This window comes from Komagataeibacter europaeus, assembly GCF_002173515.1.
Lineage (GTDB): Bacteria > Pseudomonadota > Alphaproteobacteria > Acetobacterales > Acetobacteraceae > Komagataeibacter > Komagataeibacter europaeus.
Map to the genome: position 1 here is coordinate 945442 of NZ_CP021467.1, position 15253 is coordinate 960694.

Below are 15253 nucleotides of genomic sequence, written 5' to 3' on the forward strand. Positions count from 1 at the left end.
GGTTGTCCGGGCGGGGTTCCTCCCACCAGACGGACCCGGCCCGTGCCCTGACAAAGGCGGCACCTTATGACATCGGACTTGAACGACTCGAAAGCGACTAATATAGTCGTATTTCTGGCACGGTCCGTCAGTCTGTCGGATGTGATCATGGATGATCACTGGCCGACAAGTCCGGGCGGCACGGGCCCTGCTGAACTGGACGCAGGAAGAGCTTGCCACGCACGCCCTTGTAGCGCTGACAGCCCTCAAGCGGCTTGAGTCCGAGCGCGGCCTGGCCGTTCATGAGAACACTGCGGATCAGGTCCGTCGCGCACTGGAAACAGCAGGGATCCTCTTCATCACATCCGACAGGGGCCATGGCGTCATGTTTCTTAACGGGACTTCCGATCCAGTGGCAGGGCAGACTGACCGTCATCGTCCCCGCAACCGCTCCTGAGTAACCTGCCATGGACAAGCCGCCACGCGACCCTGCGATTGCTGATGTCGCCCCTGAAGCCACCTATCTGACCGGGTATGACGAGCAGCACCTGATCACCTATCTGCGGCTACTGGATGCAGAAGCTGACCAGGCCGACTGGCAGGATGTTGCCCGCTTGGTCCTGCACCGTGATCCCGCGGTCGATCCGGAGCGTACCCGGCAGTGCTGGATGAGCCATCTTGCCCGGGCACACTGGATGACGTCTCATGGTTTCCGTCATCTCCTGCGTGGCGGTGCCCCCAACTGACCCTTGGCCCGTTGCATCAACCGCAACGGGTCTTGCTGTGCGTAGGGATAGCGCGAACGGTCATCTACGGACATAATCGGGCGGGGCGAATGCTCGCCCTGTTACCCCATTCTGCATCGGAGATGACGCCATGAGCCGCGCCAACTGGCGATCGGCGGGCGCGTACGAGAGCCTGCGGTCACTCAACGCCCCTGCCTTTGCCCTGCAGTTTCTGTGCCGTAATCCAGATTTCCAGCACGACCGGCGCAGGCTTCAGCTTGCGACACAGGCAGGAACGCTGCATCCCGATGACGCCGAGGCCTTCGCCCGGCACTGGGGGTTGCGATTTCGACCCTGCGGATCATGCGGAAGTGCCGTCATCTGCGGTTTGGACGGCGCGCGCGTTTCCGGGCGTGACGGTTCTGACCACGATGCCGGTGGACCTGACTGACGACCGCTTGGGTTTTCGGTCAACTCTGCCGGAGGCGACACAGGCAGTCGGAAACACCGAAACTGTCATTCATCTGGCTGGAACAACATTGCACGTCCTGGCTCTTGCTCCAGAGAGCCACGGGAGGGCAGTTCTTCTGCCCTTTGATCGCCTGTTTGAAATCCGTATTGCCGCTGCCCTGCGACTGTGGCGTGCCGCCATGGGGCAGAGGGCCGGACGTGATCCCACCGTACTGTCGCCAGCGCGCCGGGAACGCCTGATTCTTGCCCTGCGTTTTCTGGATGGAAGCGGGGCAGGGGCCAGTCGTCGCGAGATGGCACCAGTCCTGTTCCGGCGGGAAGCCGTTTCCGCACGCGACTGGATCGGGCATGACCTGCAGGCGCGCATGGATCGTCTGGCCCGGCTCGCCAATTCCATGAGACAGAAGAATTATCGCCGTCTGTTGCTTCATCCATTCCGTAAGCGGATACGCAGCATTGAATGATTTGAATGTCGACAAGGATATGAAGGTTACAGGCAGCTCCTCCATTACGTTACAAGTTTCGCAACCTTAAACCCAAGCGTAATAGATTGTCCCGTTCATGAAGAATAATCATTCAATAATCGGAATGTGAGGATGCAAAGAAGTTTATAAGTTCCTCTGCTACCCGCTGTGGTTGTTCAAGTGCCATGCTATGTCCACAGTGTTCAAGTTCGACAAAACGTATGTCCGCTGCAACATTTTCCATCTGCCGCAGTGGCTCATCACCCATGAAATAAGCGCTGCTGAGCGCTAGAACCGGAATGGTCAGCTTATCTTTTGACCACCCGAGAACGAGTTCCTGGTTTACGAAATGGGCTCGATAGACCTCAAAAATACCGCGTAAACCGCCAGGGCCAGATGCAGAACGGATCCAGTCAGCCGCAGCAACATTAGATATAGCTGACGGGTCATAAGTTTCGTTCTTCATCCAACTTGTCCAAAAAATTTCCTCTTTCCCACGAATCAGCATTTCCGGGATTTCCCGGAGAAAAAAGAATGCAACATGCCAACTCCAATGAACCGATTCCACATTTTCTTTATTAAGAAAGGACCACTTCTCAATGCCGAAGCCAGGAAGGAGCATCTCGCCGTAGGACAACTTTTTAACACGCTGCCGGTTTGTTGCCGCGACTGCATAGGCAAAGGCAGCTCCCCAGTCTTCCCCTGCAACAAAGAATGTATCGTGGCCCAGAGAAGTCATGAGTTCTGCAAGATCCGTTGCTATGGTCGCCATATCATAACCACCAATTGGCTTCTCCGAGTCACCGAACCCTCGGATATCCGGTGCTATAAGCGTGAAGTGGGATGTTAGAAGCGGAAAGATGCGATACCAATAAGTGGATGTTTTTGGCACGCCGTGGAGCAGTAAAAGTGGCGCACCTGTTCCTGCGGTCATATAGTGGAGTCGAACATCATTAACTTTGGCTTTGCCATGACGGACTGGCGCGCCCTGATGATCAAAAATTTGCAAAGAGGACATGATTCTTCTTCTTCCAACTTCTGTGGAGGAACCGTTGTCTTCGTCCTCCGCCGCCAGATCTATGGCTGACGTGGTTGAATGATGAGTTGTTCGTGACGATGTGTCTGTCCTTCATGACGTATCATTCGGGAGGCTTCATTGTTCCGCCATAACCTAGACGGTCGCGAACTATGTGCGGGCTGCCCGCTTTTGCGCTGTCGCAATCGCGCTTGATACAGTGAGTGTCGGAACCACAAGAGATCTATGGCGACAGTGGTTTCACCTGAGCAACCGCATGCTTAACTCTAACGCATACGTTTCGCTTAGCACTGTGTTCGCACCCGAAATTCTTCTGAAACTACAGAAGGACCATTTCAGAATATGAGGGATGCTATCAAAATGCAATGACTTTAAGAGCGGTCCCTACAAAAATCAGTAGTTGGATGATACAACGATGTGGTCCGCAGTGCACTTATCGTTGCGATAGCTGGACGTTGTGGAGCAAATACTATTTAATAGCTGCAGGGAGACTTCGAATGGCACGAACGGGACGTCCACGCGAATTTGACAGGGAGCAAGCCCTAGAAGCGGCGATGATGCTATTCTGGAAGCGGGGCTACGAGGCGACCTCGCTCACCCAACTTCAGGATTGTATGGGTGGTATCTCACCCGCGAGCTTTTATTCTGCATTTGGGTCAAAGGAGGAATTGTTTCGGGAAGCGGTTCACCGTTTTCTGGAGACCTTTGGAAAGGCAACCGAATCGCTCAGGAATGACTCTCTGCCTCCCCGTAAGGCTATTGAAGTGGCACTCCGGCGCTCCGCGCGCATGCAGACTACGGCGTCGCATCCATTGGGATGCCTGATCGTTCTGGGGGCAAGCAACTGTTCCCCGCAGAATGACCATGTAGTAGCGCTACTTGCTTCAGAGCGAGCACGCATTCGACAGGGCATTCGGCGACATATCACGCGTGCTGTTGAAAATGGCGATCTCCCGCCTACGACAGAGGTTGTTTCGCTGACCACCATGTTCAGTACTTTTCTGTTGGGAATTTCCTTCGAAGCCAGAGACGGCACTACCGGAAAAGACATTGATGCTGCAATCAGCAGACTCATGCGTCTGTGGGATGAGGCTCGGAATGATTGAAGAGGTGATCTCCCATTCGGCAGTCCTCGGCTTCTTTGACTTTCGGTGATCGCAATTGCGACAGACACTCCGACGGAGTTGACTAAAAAATCTTAGCATATTGAACATAACCGTCTTTTCGGCTAGAATCGTTTATCTGATAGACTATAGATTCTGGCTGTAGAAATCGTGAATAATATGGGATGTCATCAAGATAACGGCCCATCCTGATCACATCGAGCGCAAATATTCTAAGAAAACAAAAAGCTATATAGCCATAGCTCACGCGCGCCTTTCAGTGGAGGCATTTGCCTCTCCTGATCTGAAAACAAGTGTCATGACAAAGCCGGCTCCGGCCATCACCGCACCTGCCAATGAGACTGCTGGATATCCGAAGCCCCAATTAAGTACTGTGCCCCCAAGCGTCGCACCAATTGCATTTCCAAAATTGAATGCACCAATGTTCATGGCAGATGCGAGATTAGGGGCGTCGCCAGCGTTCATCATCACGCGCAACTGGAGCGGTGGCACAAGAGCGAATGTCGCAACGCCCCACAGAAAAATAAGTACCGCAGCAGGCGATGGCCAACGCATTGCCCATGCAAATAGCATCAACAAAACTGTGAGTGCACTTAGTGCAGTAAGTATGGTGGCATCAACTGATTTGTCCGCAAAATGACCGCCTAACCAGTTGCCTATAGTGAGACCTATCCCGTAAATAACGAGTGCTATCGATACAAATAAAGATGTTTCATGCGTATAATTTTGTAAAATAGGAGATATGTAAGTAAATACTGTGAACATCGCACTTGATCCGACCACCGTAATCGCAAGCGCGACAATTACGGGACGGCGTTTCAGGACACGGAGTTCCGCAGTCATGTCTACATTTTTCTTCGCAGGAGCGTCAGGCAGCACCATCCAGAGGAGCAAGATCGTTATCAACCCCATTGCGCCGATGCCAATAAATACCGCGCGCCACCCGAGCAACTCGCCTGCGCATGTCGCCAAGGGCACTCCGCCAACATTAGCAAGTGTTACGCCCATTAACACTGTAGCGACAGCGCCTGCCCGCCGACCTTCGGGCGCAATGCTAGCCGCGACAACTGCGCCAATACCTTGAAAGGCCCCGTGGCTAAGCGATGTTAAAATGCGGGCTGCCAGCAACATTCCGTACCCGTCAGAACTAGCCGCGAGAATATTGCCAGCCGTGAAGATGATCATGAGGAAAATCAAGAGCGCACGTCGCGGCATCCGAGCGGTAGTGAGGGTCATTAGCGGTGCACCGATCACGACGCCAACCGCATAGGCGGTTACCAAAAAGCCTGCAGTCGGGATCGAGACATTAAGCCCCGTTGCGATTAATGGTAATATTCCCATAGGGCTAAATTCTGTTACAGCGATACCGAACGTGCCGAAGGCCAGCGCAAGAGTAGGCAGGAGCGCACTATGCTTTTCTTTCATTGCCGGCATCCCAAAAGTTCATATATTATGAAGTGGTCGCTCTACAATATATCACCTCGAGATGACTGGCAATGAATTCTGAAGTGACCCCTCCATAATAAAGGAGGAAGCGGGTAAGGCGACCTCGTTTTTGCACCTTGATCGCTTCGAATCTCCCTGCCTGAATGGGCTATTTTCACTACCGACAGCTTCACGCTGTAGCGCGCTTCCATTGGTGGAAATTATGTGCTGGAAGACCGCGTTCGTTCCCGAATGTTTAAAGCTGCATTATGGAATTCCGGCATTACGTGCCGATTTCCACACATGGGTTAATCGGGATTTGGGCTTCCTTCAGCCTTACTATCGTACCATGCGCGAACCGAACCGCGTCAAGGACGCGCGGTCCCCCCAATTTTGTCTGGCGCACCCATGCCGGGCGCGTCAGACAAAATCGGCTCCCCCACACGCCGGCAAGCCGGTCGCCTGCGGCGATCCCTGACCCGGTCCACCCGGGCATGAGCCGTCTGTCCTGTCTTCGAAAAACGAAAGGAGCAGGACAATGATCACACTCAACGATACCATCCACGCACTGCGTAACGAACTGACCAGCTTTCACCTGAGCCGCCGCGAGCGCCGACAGGTCGAGCGGGAACTCAGGGAAGCGCTCGCACGCCGTGATGCCGAGGCCCCCGTCTGACGGGGGCTTCTCTTTCCAGTTTTTTGGTCAGCCCGCATTACCGCTGACAAAAGCCTGTGACTTTCGTTCCTGATCCCGGACGATCACACCCGGACAGAACGCGCATTATCGCCAGCCTTACCCTGTCCAGTTGCGATCTCGCACCTCCACGAGATCGCAGCTGGTCCCGATACAGGCCGTTTTGTCACGCTGTTCCCCACAGGCCGCACCTGTCCCGCGACCTGCGATAGCTACAGGGAGCCGTCCGATGACATCCAGTTCCGACGTCACCATGCCACCGCGCTACCTGCGCACACCCGACGCCTCGAAATTTGTCGGTCTGTCCATCCGCACACTCGAAAAACACCGGATCTACGGCACCGGTCCCCGCTATTCGAAGCTGGGCGGTCGCGTTGTCTATCGGGTGGATGAACTGCAGGCCTGGGTGGACAGTGCCGCCCGCGCCCATACATCCGATACCACGGCACGCGTCATTCCGGCTGCCGCACGACGGAGTCCGCTGATCCCGCCGTCTCCCGTGCGACGGGAGGAGCGCTGATGGACGCCCCGCTTCCGCTGCGCTCCGAGCGGGCGAGCCTGCACCTGTTCCGTACGCTGCCCGGTGACATGGCGCCACGGGACATGCAGGATCTCATGGCCTTTCCCTTTTTCAGCCTGGCCAAGTCGCCCCGCATCGTTCCGATCGATTTCGCGGCTGGCGGCGTCACCATCCGGGTGGAGGCGTCGGCCGAACACGGCCTCGCCACGATCTGGGATGCAGACATCCTGATCTGGGCCGCGAGCCATATTGTCGAAGCCCGGGACGCAGGGCGTCGGATATCGCGTCGCATGGTCGCAAGCCCCCACGAAATCCTGCGTTTCATCGGCCGGGGCACAAGTATCCGCGACTATAACCGGCTGCGGGCCGCGCTCAACCGCCTTCAGGCGACCTCCATCATGACATCCCTACGTCAGTCCGCCGAAAAACGCCTGCATCGGTTCTCATGGATCAACGAATGGGCCGCACGCACCGATAGCGGGGGGCAGAGCGATGGGGTCGAACTGGTGCTCCCGGACTGGCTTTATGCGGCCCTGCTCGATGACGCGCTCGTGCTGACGATTGACCGGGCCTATTTCTCCCTGACAGGCGGGCTGGAGCGCTGGCTCTACCGCGTCGTGCGCAAGCATGGTGGCCATCAGCGACGTGGCTGGCGCTTCGAATTCCGGCATCTGTACGAAAAATCGGCCAGCCTGTCGTCCTTCACCCGGTTCAGCCTCGAACTGCGTCAGATGGCACGCCGCCAGCCACTTCCGGGATACCGGTTATCGGTGGAACGCAACCGCGACAGGGTCGAAATTCTGGTGTTCGCCCGCGCCAGGTTATCCACAGCATCCTGTGGACTTCCTGTGAATCCGCTCGTGCCATCATGTGTGGATAAGCACGTGCCATCACGTCATCGGGACACGTGCTATCATGCATCGAAAACGCCGAATCAGAACGTAAAAACCGATGGTTACGGCGCCCTTAACTTAGACTCTAACTTAAAAGAATCTAACTTTGTCGATGTTGCTGGCGCTTCGGGCCTGTGGATAAGTCGGGAGGGCACGCCATGATCGTGGCCTTCCTTAACCAGAAGGGTGGCGTCGGCAAGACTACCCTGGCACTGCATCTTGCCGGGCAGTGGGCTCGGGAAGGGCGACGCGTGACGGTCATCGACGCCGACCCGCAGGGTTCGGCGCTGGACTGGTCGGAACAGCGTGCCCGTGAAGGCCTGCCCCGGCTGTTCGGGGTCATCGGGCTGGCACGCGACACGCTGCACCGGGAAGCACCCGAACTGGCCCATGATGTGGATCACGTCGTCATCGACGGGCCGCCCAGGGTTGCAGGCCTGCTGCGTTCGGCCCTGCTTGCGACCGATCTCGTGCTGATCCCGGTCCAGCCCTCCCCGTTCGATGGCTGGGCTTCGGCGGAGATGCTGCGCCTGCTCTCCGAGGCACGGCTGTTCCGTCCGACGCTTCTGGCCCGCTTCGTGCTCAACCGCTGCGGGGCGGGGACCACCATCGCCCGCGAAACCGGTCTGGCGCTCGCCGATCACGATCCACCCGTGCTGGCGACACGGATCGGGCAGCGTGTCGCCTTCGCCGATACGGCGCGCACTGGACGCCTGGTCATGGACTGGCGCCCGCGTGGGATAGCTGCCCGCGAGATTGCCGCCCTGTGCTGCGATGTGGGGAGGCAGGTATCATGACCCTCCCGACGTCGTTGAGACTGTTTCCCGGCCTTCTGCGTGGCGCTTTCGGCATGGTTGGCTGGTGCCGTCCTCTCGCCCCGGACGCAGGGGACGGCGCTGACGGGTTTCATGGCCCATGAGCATCCCCGCCCGCAAAGGTCCGTTTGCGACCCGACCCGGCGACGCGGATCGCTGGATCCGTGCGCCCCGGACCGGTCCGGCCGCGCCGGTCCATACCGCCCGGCTGACCATCGATGTCACCCCGGCCCTGCGCGCGCGCATCAAGGTGGTGGCCTTCCGGCGCGGCATCACCGTTGCCGACATGCTGCGCGCATGCCTCGAACGTGAATTCCCCGACTCCCCCGGAGAAGACCCATGATCCACTCCCAACACGATACCACGGCCCATGTCGAACTGACCTGGGTCGAGAAGCGGATCGAGCACTGGATCCGTTTTGGTCGCGCCGCGCACGAGCAGATCCTTGACCGTCGGCGCCGTATCCTGAGCTTCCCGCCTGACAGCGTCTTCGGCTTCGTGCGCTGGGCGTCGAATGACTATGGCACCGTCGTCTCCCGCCTTGACATCGTGCGCGTCCCGCTGCCCGGCGAGGGCTGCGACCGTGTGCCGTTCGTGTCGCCGGGTGGCCATCTTCTCCTGCGGGTGAGCGGCTGGCCGCATGTCCGCAGGGTGCTGCAGGTCGTGGATGCGATCGAGGCCATGGGGCTGGATGCAGCCACCGTGTGCCCCGATCACTGGCGCCATGTCCATAACCGCATGGCGGCCGGACAGGTGGCCCGCCCCTACACGCCCGAGCGTCATGCGGCATGGCTCCAGCGGCGGAGTGTCACGTCATGACCCGGTTCGGCGCATTCTTCTCCACGTATTTTGCCTGTCTTGGCATTGGCCTGTCATCTGCCTTCCATCCGACACCGTGGCTGCTCTGGAACGCCACGGCCAGCACGCCGGTGGGCCTCTACCGGCTGCATGCCGCAAGCGCGCTTCATGTGGGAGATCTGGTGGCGATCCACCTGCCTGACGGCATTGCCGATCAACTGGCCCGGGGCGGGTACCTGCCGCGTGGCGTGCCGCTGCTCAAGCCGGTCGCAGCCCTGCCGGGGCAGACGGTATGCCGGACAGAAAACACGATTTCCGTCGACGGCGTCACACGTGGCACGGCTCTTGTCCGCGATCATCTCGGTCTCCCGCTACCGGTCTGGCGGGGTTGCCAGACAGTCTGGCCCGGTCAGGTGTTTGTCATGAATCCGGACATGCCGACCAGCCTGGATGGCCGGTATTTCGGTCTCCTGCCGGCTGCCAGCGTCCTCGGTCGCGCAACACCTGTCTGGACGCGGTCCGCTTCCCTCCCTGCACACCCCTTGTCCCGTGGAGCCTGACATGCCCCAGATCGGAACCTTTACGCGCACGGTGGACGGCTTTGCCGGACGTCTGCGTACGCTCGCCCTTGATGCCGAACTGACCTTTGTCCCGGCAGCACCATCGGATGCCAGGCATGCACCCGATTACCGTATCCATCTCGGGGAAGCTGGCAACGGCATGGAGATCGGCGCGGGCTGGAAACGCACCGGCGAGAAGGCAGGAGACTACATCTCCATCGTTCTCGATGATCCCGTTCTGCCACAGCCGATTCATGCCAACCTGTTCCAGTCCGACCGGCAGGGGCGTGTCTTCCATCTGGTCTGGAACCGTCCGGTGGCACGTCATGATCGGGCGTGACAGGCCCATGCGGCGACACTGGTGGACTCTGTCAGCCGCTATCCTGACGGCAGGGACACCGCACGTAGTCTGTGCCGATCCCTATGCAGGTTTCGTAGCGGAGGCGGCAACAAAAGTGCAGATTCCCGTGACATGGATCAGCGCAGTGCTGCAGGCGGAAAGCGCGGGCAATGTCCATGCCGTGTCCGACCGGGGCGCAATGGGCCTGATGCAGGTCATGCCCGTAACGTGGTCGTCTCTGCGCATCGATCTGGGGCTGGGCCAAGATCCGTTCGACCCGCATGACAACATCCTGGCGGGCGCGGCCTATCTGCGGCAGATGCATGACCGCTACGGTGATACGGGATTTCTGGCAGCTTATAATGCTGGTCCCGCACGCTATGAAGACCATCTCCTGACCGGCCGCCCGCTGCCTGACGAGACGCTGCATTACGTCGCATCCGTCCGCAATCTTGCAGGCGGAGTGCACGGGGCGGACATGCCAATACACGCGGCAATAACCCCGTCATGGCAGGTTTCTTCCCTCTTTCCGGCCCTTCGCTCCACTGATGCCGTGCAGGCCAGTCCGCTTTCCGACGGTGTGCCGGTCGCCGCATGGTCTGGCCTCGCACCGCAGGCGCCGGGACTCTTTGTGCGCCCGGCTGCTTCAGGAGACCATCCATGACCGGCGGTTCAGGCGATCGGGCGCTGGCAGGCTGCGGGACAGGTCAGGCTGGGGGGCAGGGGGTTTGCAGGGGAAGGAGGAAGGGATGGCAAGTTAAAAGCACCGCCCTTGCGGGGGTGCAAATGGTTGAGGGGGTTAAGGAATTTGTTAGTTCTGATGGTAGGGTGGCTGGCATGCCGGCCTGTTCCTGCCCTGTTATCAATGCGTTGCGTGCCAGCCTCCCATGAGTGCCGGTGACGATGATCTCCGGGTCCGGCCCGGCCGGATCCAGCATGGCAACCAGGGCGGCGGCCGTCCGAAATCCTTTGTCGGTGAGGTCACGCGCGCGGCCAGAAAGGCCGGTCATGTCGGTCGACGCTTTGGCGGCGGCGGCCGGCGCGGTGGCCGCGGCGGCGGTTCGCATCTTGCCCGCGGCCGCCGCGCCGCTCTGTCCACGCGCCTGCGCAGTAACGCCCGGCGCGTTGTGGTCAAGGCACGGGTGGTCCGCCAGCGCGGCGCGCGGTTCCGCTCGGCACCACTCGCCCGCCACATCGCCTATCTGCGCCGTGAAGGGGTGACGAAAGATGGCGCGAAGGCGCATCTGTTCGATGCCGGCACGGAGGAGGCCGATGGAAAGGCGTTTGCCGAACGCTGTGCCGATGACCGGCATCATTTCCGTTTCATCGTCTCGCCAGAAGATGCCGCCCGCATGGAGGATCTGAAGGGCTTTGTCCGTGACCTGATGGCGGACATGGAGCGAGACCTGGGCGCGCGGCTGGACTGGGTTGGCGTCGATCACTGGAATACCGACAATCCGCATGTCCATATCCTTGTCCGGGGCGTGGCCGATGATGGCAGGGATCTTGTCATTGACCGGGATTATATCAGTCGGGGTCTGCGCGACCGGGCGGCCGGGCGGGTCACGCTGGAACTCGGACCACGCAGCGAACATGAAATCCGCACTGCCCTGGAAAACGAGATCGGCGCTGATCGCTGGACCAGCCTTGATCGCGCCCTGCAGGATGTCTGCGACGAAGGCGGCGGTGTGGCCGACCTGCGTCCTGGTGCCGGGGGAGAGGATCCCCAGTTGCGCCGACTGCTGGTCGGACGGGCGACCCGGCTTGAAAGCCTTGGCCTGGCCGAGAAGGTCGGCGTGGCCCAATGGACTCTGAAGCCCGGTATGGAAGCGACCCTGCGGGATCTTGCCACACGGGGCGACATCATCACGACAATGCACCGCGCCATGGCACGTGAGGGAGATGCGCCCGACGTGGGTGGCTTCGCCATTCATGGCGAACAGGTGCACGATCCGGTCATCGGGAAACTGGTCGAGCGCGGGCTGGATGATGAACTGAAAGGATCAGGTTATGCCGTGATCGCTGGTATTGATGGACGGACCCATCATATCAGGTTTGCGGAACTGGATCTTACCGGGGATGGAAAGGCCGGTGCCATTGTCGAAACCCGGTCCTGGCAGGACGGGAAGGGAAACGCGCGCCTCTCGCTGGCCACCCGGTCGGACCTCACCCTTGCAGAGCAGGTGACGGCGCCGGGTGCCACATGGCTGGACCGCCAGATGGTTGCGCGTGACCCGCCACTCGCCCACGCAGGTTTCGGGGCCGAGGCGCGCCAGGCGATGCAGCAGCGGGCAGAGCGCCTGGTAGCGGAAGGGCTAGCCCGTCAGCAGGGACAGCGGCTGGTGTTTGCCCGCAACCTGATCGATACCCTGCGCCAGCGCGACCTGGATCAGGCGGCCAGCCGCATCGCGGCCGAGACCGGGCTGATCCATCATACGGGAAAGGAAGGAGACACGGTGGCTGGTATTTACCGCCAGCGTGTCAATCTCTCATCAGGGCGCTTTGCCATGATCGATGACGGGCTAGGTTTCCAGCTCGTGCCCTGGCGGCCGGCGCTGGAGCAGAAACTGGGCCAGCATGTCAGTGGTACACTGTCACCCGGTGGCAGCGTTGACTGGACGTTTGGCCGCAGGCGGGGTCTGGGCATCTAGGTCGGAAGCGGGGGAACGGACCTCTGGTTCGGCTTCGGTGATGATCCGTAGGAGATTTTCAGGGATTGGTTCACGAACGACTTCATTGAACAGGGCACGCAGACCGGTCTTCAACCAGTGGTTGAACGGCGCATTGTCATCCGCAATAGACATGTCGTTCGTCATTAGCCCTGCAATCCGTCATTCCGTGCCTCTTATCAACGATAAGGGAATGTTTTCGTTGCGGATATGAACTGGGTATGAGTCGGGCCTGAGTCGCTCTTCTCGCATGGCATGTGGTCATGTGGGCGTTCTCTGGCGGCCGAACCGTCCTGTTTCTGTCCGTTTCCGTCCCTTCGCTTCTGAGCATGCGGATAAATCTTGATCGGTGCAGGGAATGGTCGAATTCACTTCTCCATGAGCGCTACAAGAATTCTGTGGAGTTCCGTATTGGCTGTCACCTTTGTCGTGCTGGCCTCAATGTGGGCCGCCACGCAGTGGACAGCATGGCGACTGGGCTATCAGGCCCAGCTTGGCGCGCCCTGGTTCATGCTGGCAGGGTGGCGGATTTATTATCCGCCCACGTTTTTCTGGTGGTGGTTTATTTTTGACGCCTATGCCCCGGATATTTTCCAGACGGGCGGCTATATCGCAGCTTCTGGCGGCATCGTTGCGGTGATTGTTGCCATCGGCATGGCGGTGTGGCGCGCGAGGGAGAAGAAACGGGCCACGACCTACGGTTCAGCCCACTGGGCCGATTCGCGTGACATGCGCCATGCCGGCCTGATCGATAATGACGGTGTCGTGCTGGGCCAGATGGCGGAACGCCGTTATCTGCGTCACGATGGACCGGAGCATGTCCTGTGTTTTGCGCCGACGCGTTCGGGCAAGGGCGTGGGACTGGTCGTGCCAACGCTGCTGACCTGGCCGGGATCGGCCATAGTGCATGATATCAAGGGGGAAAACTGGCAGCTGACCGCAGGCTGGCGCGCACGGTTCGGTCGTGTGGTCCTGTTCGATCCCACCAACATGGCAAGTCACGCTTACAACCCGCTTCTCGAGGTCCGGCGCGGTGAGTGGGAAGTGCGCGATGTGCAGAACATCGCCGATGTGCTGGTTGACCCGGAAGGTGCGCTGGAAAAGCGTAATCACTGGGAGAAGACCAGTCACGCGCTGCTGGTCGGCGCCATCCTGCATGTCCTTTATGCCGAGACCGACAAGACGCTGGCCGGTGTTGCCAACGTCCTGTCCGACCCGCGACGCTCGATCGAAGCGACATTGCGGATCATGATGACAACACCGCATCTCGGGAAAAAAGGGGTGCATCCTGTCGTCGCCAGTTCCGCCCGCGAATTGCTGAACAAGTCCGATAACGAGCGTTCCGGCGTCCTGTCCACCGCCATGTCATTCCTGGGCCTGTACCGGGATCCGGTCGTGGCGCATGTTACAAGGCGCTGTGACTGGCGGATCGCAGATCTGGTCACGGGGCCGCATCCGGTCACACTGTATCTGGTTGTCCCGCCATCCGACATCAGCCGCACCAAGCCGCTTGTCCGGCTCGTGCTCAACCAGATTGGCCGAAGGCTGACGGAAGAACTGAGCGGGGCCAGGCATCGGCAACGCCTGCTGCTCATGCTGGATGAATTCCCGGCCCTGGGGCGGCTGGACTTTTTTGAGAGCGCCCTGGCTTTTATGGCAGGATACGGGATCAAGAGTTTCCTGATCGCCCAGAGCCTGAACCAGATCGAGAAAGCCTACGGCCAGAACAATTCCATCCTGGATAACTGCCATGTACGGGTCAGCTTCGCGACCAACGACGAACGTACCGCCAAGCGTGTGTCTGACGCCCTTGGCACCGCCACGGAAATCCGCGATGCGAAAAACTATGCCGGGCATAGGCTGTCGCCATGGCTGGGGCATCTCATGGTGACCCGTCATGAAACCGCCCGGCCTCTGCTGACACCGGGGGAAATCATGCAGTTGCCCGACCATGAGGAACTGGTCATGGTGTCCGGATGTCCGCCCATCCGGGCACGCAAGGCACGATATTTCGAGGATCCTGAACTGGCCCGACGTGTCAGCACGCCGCCAACGCCTGGTAGGGAACAGGCGATCGAAGACCCGGAAAAGCCGATTCAACCCGGGGACTGGGCCGACACCATTCAGCCGGTTGCACCTCAAGGCAGCGGCGGAAGCGATGACGATGCAGCCAATGCCGGGATCCGACGTGAACCGGAATTGCCCGAACATGAGGAAATCGTCCCGGAACCCCGGCGGGCGGTGCATGAATTTGAACCACCCGATGAAACCGAAGATGAGCAGGTCGTCAAAAATACCGTGCTGCGGCAGCGCGGTTTCGCGCGACAGGTTTCGCTAGATCCGGGCGATCATATGGGGCTCTGATGGTCGTGCGCGGCAAATATACCTTCCGGCTTCCGCCCGATCTCGTGGATCGCATCGCCGAATATGCCACGCGACGGCATGTTACCCAGGCAGCGGTCGTCGAGGCGGCTCTTGCGTCCTTTTTGTCTCCCGATGGCCCGGATCGCCTGGAAAGTGCCTTGTCCCGCAGGTTGGATCGCATGACGCGCGAGATCGAGCGGCTGGATCGCCACGTCACGATCACCAATGAGACGCTGGCCGTGTTCGTGCGTTTCTGGCTTACCAGCACGCCGCCATTACCCGATGGGGCCATGGCAGCCGCGCAGGCGAAGGGTAGGGAACGCTATGACGGGTTTGTCGAGGCTGTCGGCCGCCGTCTGGCAGGCAGTCAGAGGTG

The 15253-nt window shown here is 59.7% G+C and carries 17 protein-coding genes and 2 pseudogenes; 16 read left to right on the forward strand and 3 right to left on the reverse strand.

Annotated elements, in window-relative coordinates; translation table 11 throughout:
* Positions 1–145: 145 nt before the first annotated feature.
* The gene (locus tag S101446_RS18845) at positions 146–415 is read right to left on the reverse strand and encodes a hypothetical protein (RefSeq protein WP_208620553.1); all 270 of its coding nucleotides are present in this window, start codon (positions 413–415) and stop codon (positions 146–148) included.
* 31 nt (positions 416–446) lie between these two features.
* On the opposite strand from S101446_RS18845, the gene S101446_RS04220 reads away from it, so the two are divergent.
* From S101446_RS04220 to S101446_RS04230, 3 genes and pseudogenes are all read left to right on the forward strand, one after another.
* Positions 447–725 (forward strand): DNA -binding domain-containing protein, encoded by a 279-nt coding sequence (locus S101446_RS04220; protein ID WP_087607719.1) that lies wholly within the window; start codon positions 447–449, stop codon positions 723–725.
* A gap of 130 nt (positions 726–855) precedes the next feature.
* A pseudogene (locus tag S101446_RS18365) lies at positions 856–996 on the forward strand (transcriptional regulator domain-containing protein); the annotation flags it as partial.
* A gap of 16 nt (positions 997–1012) precedes the next feature.
* Entirely contained in the window at positions 1013–1639 is a 627-nt protein-coding gene (locus S101446_RS04230; RefSeq protein WP_087607720.1) for a DUF2285 domain-containing protein, read from the forward strand.
* A 112-nt stretch (positions 1640–1751) separates the two neighbouring features.
* On the opposite strand, the gene S101446_RS04235 is transcribed toward S101446_RS04230, so the two are convergent.
* Positions 1752–2657: an alpha/beta fold hydrolase gene (locus S101446_RS04235; protein ID WP_087607721.1), complete on the reverse strand. Its 906-nt coding sequence runs from the start codon at positions 2655–2657 to the stop codon at positions 1752–1754.
* A gap of 515 nt (positions 2658–3172) precedes the next feature.
* Here S101446_RS04235 and S101446_RS04240 point away from each other — a divergent pair.
* Positions 3173–3781 (forward strand): TetR/AcrR family transcriptional regulator, encoded by a 609-nt coding sequence (locus S101446_RS04240; RefSeq protein ID WP_087607722.1) that lies wholly within the window; start codon positions 3173–3175, stop codon positions 3779–3781.
* Between the two features lie 261 nt (positions 3782–4042).
* On the opposite strand, the gene S101446_RS04245 is transcribed toward S101446_RS04240, so the two are convergent.
* Entirely contained in the window at positions 4043–5224 is a 1182-nt protein-coding gene (locus S101446_RS04245) for an MFS transporter (RefSeq protein ID WP_087608831.1), read from the reverse strand.
* A gap of 538 nt (positions 5225–5762) precedes the next feature.
* On the opposite strand from S101446_RS04245, the gene S101446_RS17990 reads away from it, so the two are divergent.
* The 12 genes and pseudogenes from S101446_RS17990 to S101446_RS18370 form a co-directional block, all read left to right on the forward strand.
* A complete protein-coding gene (locus S101446_RS17990) occupies positions 5763–5900 on the forward strand; it encodes a hypothetical protein (protein ID WP_167376419.1) in 138 nt (45 codons plus the stop codon).
* Between the two features lie 247 nt (positions 5901–6147).
* Positions 6148–6438 (forward strand): helix-turn-helix transcriptional regulator, encoded by a 291-nt coding sequence (locus S101446_RS04255; RefSeq protein WP_208620554.1) that lies wholly within the window; start codon positions 6148–6150, stop codon positions 6436–6438.
* The gene (locus tag S101446_RS04260; protein WP_087607723.1) at positions 6438–7493 is read left to right on the forward strand and encodes a replication initiator protein A; all 1056 of its coding nucleotides are present in this window, start codon (positions 6438–6440) and stop codon (positions 7491–7493) included. Before S101446_RS04255 ends, S101446_RS04260 begins: the two co-directional genes overlap by 1 nt.
* Positions 7490–8128: a ParA family partition ATPase gene (gene parA / locus S101446_RS04265; protein WP_087607724.1), complete on the forward strand. Its 639-nt coding sequence runs from the start codon at positions 7490–7492 to the stop codon at positions 8126–8128. Before S101446_RS04260 ends, parA begins: the two co-directional genes overlap by 4 nt.
* Positions 8129–8246: 118 nt before the next feature.
* Positions 8247–8489 (forward strand): hypothetical protein, encoded by a 243-nt coding sequence (locus tag S101446_RS04270; RefSeq protein ID WP_010510516.1) that lies wholly within the window; start codon positions 8247–8249, stop codon positions 8487–8489.
* The gene (locus tag S101446_RS04275; RefSeq protein ID WP_087607725.1) at positions 8486–8965 is read left to right on the forward strand and encodes a DUF2840 domain-containing protein; all 480 of its coding nucleotides are present in this window, start codon (positions 8486–8488) and stop codon (positions 8963–8965) included. Before S101446_RS04270 ends, S101446_RS04275 begins: the two co-directional genes overlap by 4 nt.
* The gene (locus tag S101446_RS04280; RefSeq protein WP_087607726.1) at positions 8962–9504 is read left to right on the forward strand and encodes a S26 family signal peptidase; all 543 of its coding nucleotides are present in this window, start codon (positions 8962–8964) and stop codon (positions 9502–9504) included. Before S101446_RS04275 ends, S101446_RS04280 begins: the two co-directional genes overlap by 4 nt.
* Before the next feature lies 1 nt (position 9505).
* On the forward strand, positions 9506–9844 hold the full coding sequence (locus S101446_RS04285; RefSeq protein WP_087607727.1) for a DUF736 domain-containing protein: 339 nt from the start codon (positions 9506–9508) through the stop codon (positions 9842–9844).
* A gap of 7 nt (positions 9845–9851) precedes the next feature.
* Complete coding sequence (locus tag S101446_RS04290; protein ID WP_167376456.1) at positions 9852–10508, forward strand: lytic transglycosylase domain-containing protein; 657 nt, start codon at positions 9852–9854, stop codon at positions 10506–10508.
* 223 nt (positions 10509–10731) lie between these two features.
* Complete coding sequence (locus S101446_RS04295; RefSeq protein ID WP_087607729.1) at positions 10732–12495, forward strand: relaxase/mobilization nuclease domain-containing protein; 1764 nt, start codon at positions 10732–10734, stop codon at positions 12493–12495.
* Positions 12496–12891: 396 nt separating this feature from the next.
* Positions 12892–14877 (forward strand): conjugal transfer protein TraG, encoded by a 1986-nt coding sequence (locus S101446_RS04300; protein WP_087607730.1) that lies wholly within the window; start codon positions 12892–12894, stop codon positions 14875–14877.
* Positions 14877–15239, forward strand: a pseudogene (locus S101446_RS18370) (CopG family transcriptional regulator); the annotation flags it as partial. The gene S101446_RS04300 and the pseudogene S101446_RS18370, both read left to right, overlap by 1 nt.
* Between the last annotated feature and the right edge of the window lie 14 nt (positions 15240–15253).

Coding starts and splice junctions, on each gene's coding strand:
- S101446_RS17990 (WP_167376419.1), top strand. CDS start 5,763: ATGATCACACTCAACGATACCATCCACGCACTGCGTAACGAACTGACC.
- S101446_RS04245 (WP_087608831.1), bottom strand. CDS start 5,224: ATGAAAGAAAAGCATAGTGCGCTCCTGCCTACTCTTGCGCTGGCCTTC.
- S101446_RS04240 (WP_087607722.1), top strand. CDS start 3,173: ATGGCACGAACGGGACGTCCACGCGAATTTGACAGGGAGCAAGCCCTA.
- parA (WP_087607724.1), top strand. CDS start 7,490: ATGATCGTGGCCTTCCTTAACCAGAAGGGTGGCGTCGGCAAGACTACC.
- S101446_RS04260 (WP_087607723.1), top strand. CDS start 6,438: ATGGACGCCCCGCTTCCGCTGCGCTCCGAGCGGGCGAGCCTGCACCTG.
- S101446_RS04275 (WP_087607725.1), top strand. CDS start 8,486: ATGATCCACTCCCAACACGATACCACGGCCCATGTCGAACTGACCTGG.
- S101446_RS04235 (WP_087607721.1), bottom strand. CDS start 2,657: ATGTCCTCTTTGCAAATTTTTGATCATCAGGGCGCGCCAGTCCGTCAT.
- S101446_RS04280 (WP_087607726.1), top strand. CDS start 8,962: ATGACCCGGTTCGGCGCATTCTTCTCCACGTATTTTGCCTGTCTTGGC.
- S101446_RS18845 (WP_208620553.1), bottom strand. CDS start 415: ATGACGGTCAGTCTGCCCTGCCACTGGATCGGAAGTCCCGTTAAGAAA.
- S101446_RS04290 (WP_167376456.1), top strand. CDS start 9,852: ATGCGGCGACACTGGTGGACTCTGTCAGCCGCTATCCTGACGGCAGGG.
- S101446_RS04230 (WP_087607720.1), top strand. CDS start 1,013: ATGACGCCGAGGCCTTCGCCCGGCACTGGGGGTTGCGATTTCGACCCT.
- S101446_RS04295 (WP_087607729.1), top strand. CDS start 10,732: ATGAGTGCCGGTGACGATGATCTCCGGGTCCGGCCCGGCCGGATCCAG.
- S101446_RS04285 (WP_087607727.1), top strand. CDS start 9,506: ATGCCCCAGATCGGAACCTTTACGCGCACGGTGGACGGCTTTGCCGGA.
- S101446_RS04255 (WP_208620554.1), top strand. CDS start 6,148: ATGACATCCAGTTCCGACGTCACCATGCCACCGCGCTACCTGCGCACA.
- S101446_RS04300 (WP_087607730.1), top strand. CDS start 12,892: ATGAGCGCTACAAGAATTCTGTGGAGTTCCGTATTGGCTGTCACCTTT.
- S101446_RS04220 (WP_087607719.1), top strand. CDS start 447: ATGGACAAGCCGCCACGCGACCCTGCGATTGCTGATGTCGCCCCTGAA.
- S101446_RS04270 (WP_010510516.1), top strand. CDS start 8,247: ATGAGCATCCCCGCCCGCAAAGGTCCGTTTGCGACCCGACCCGGCGAC.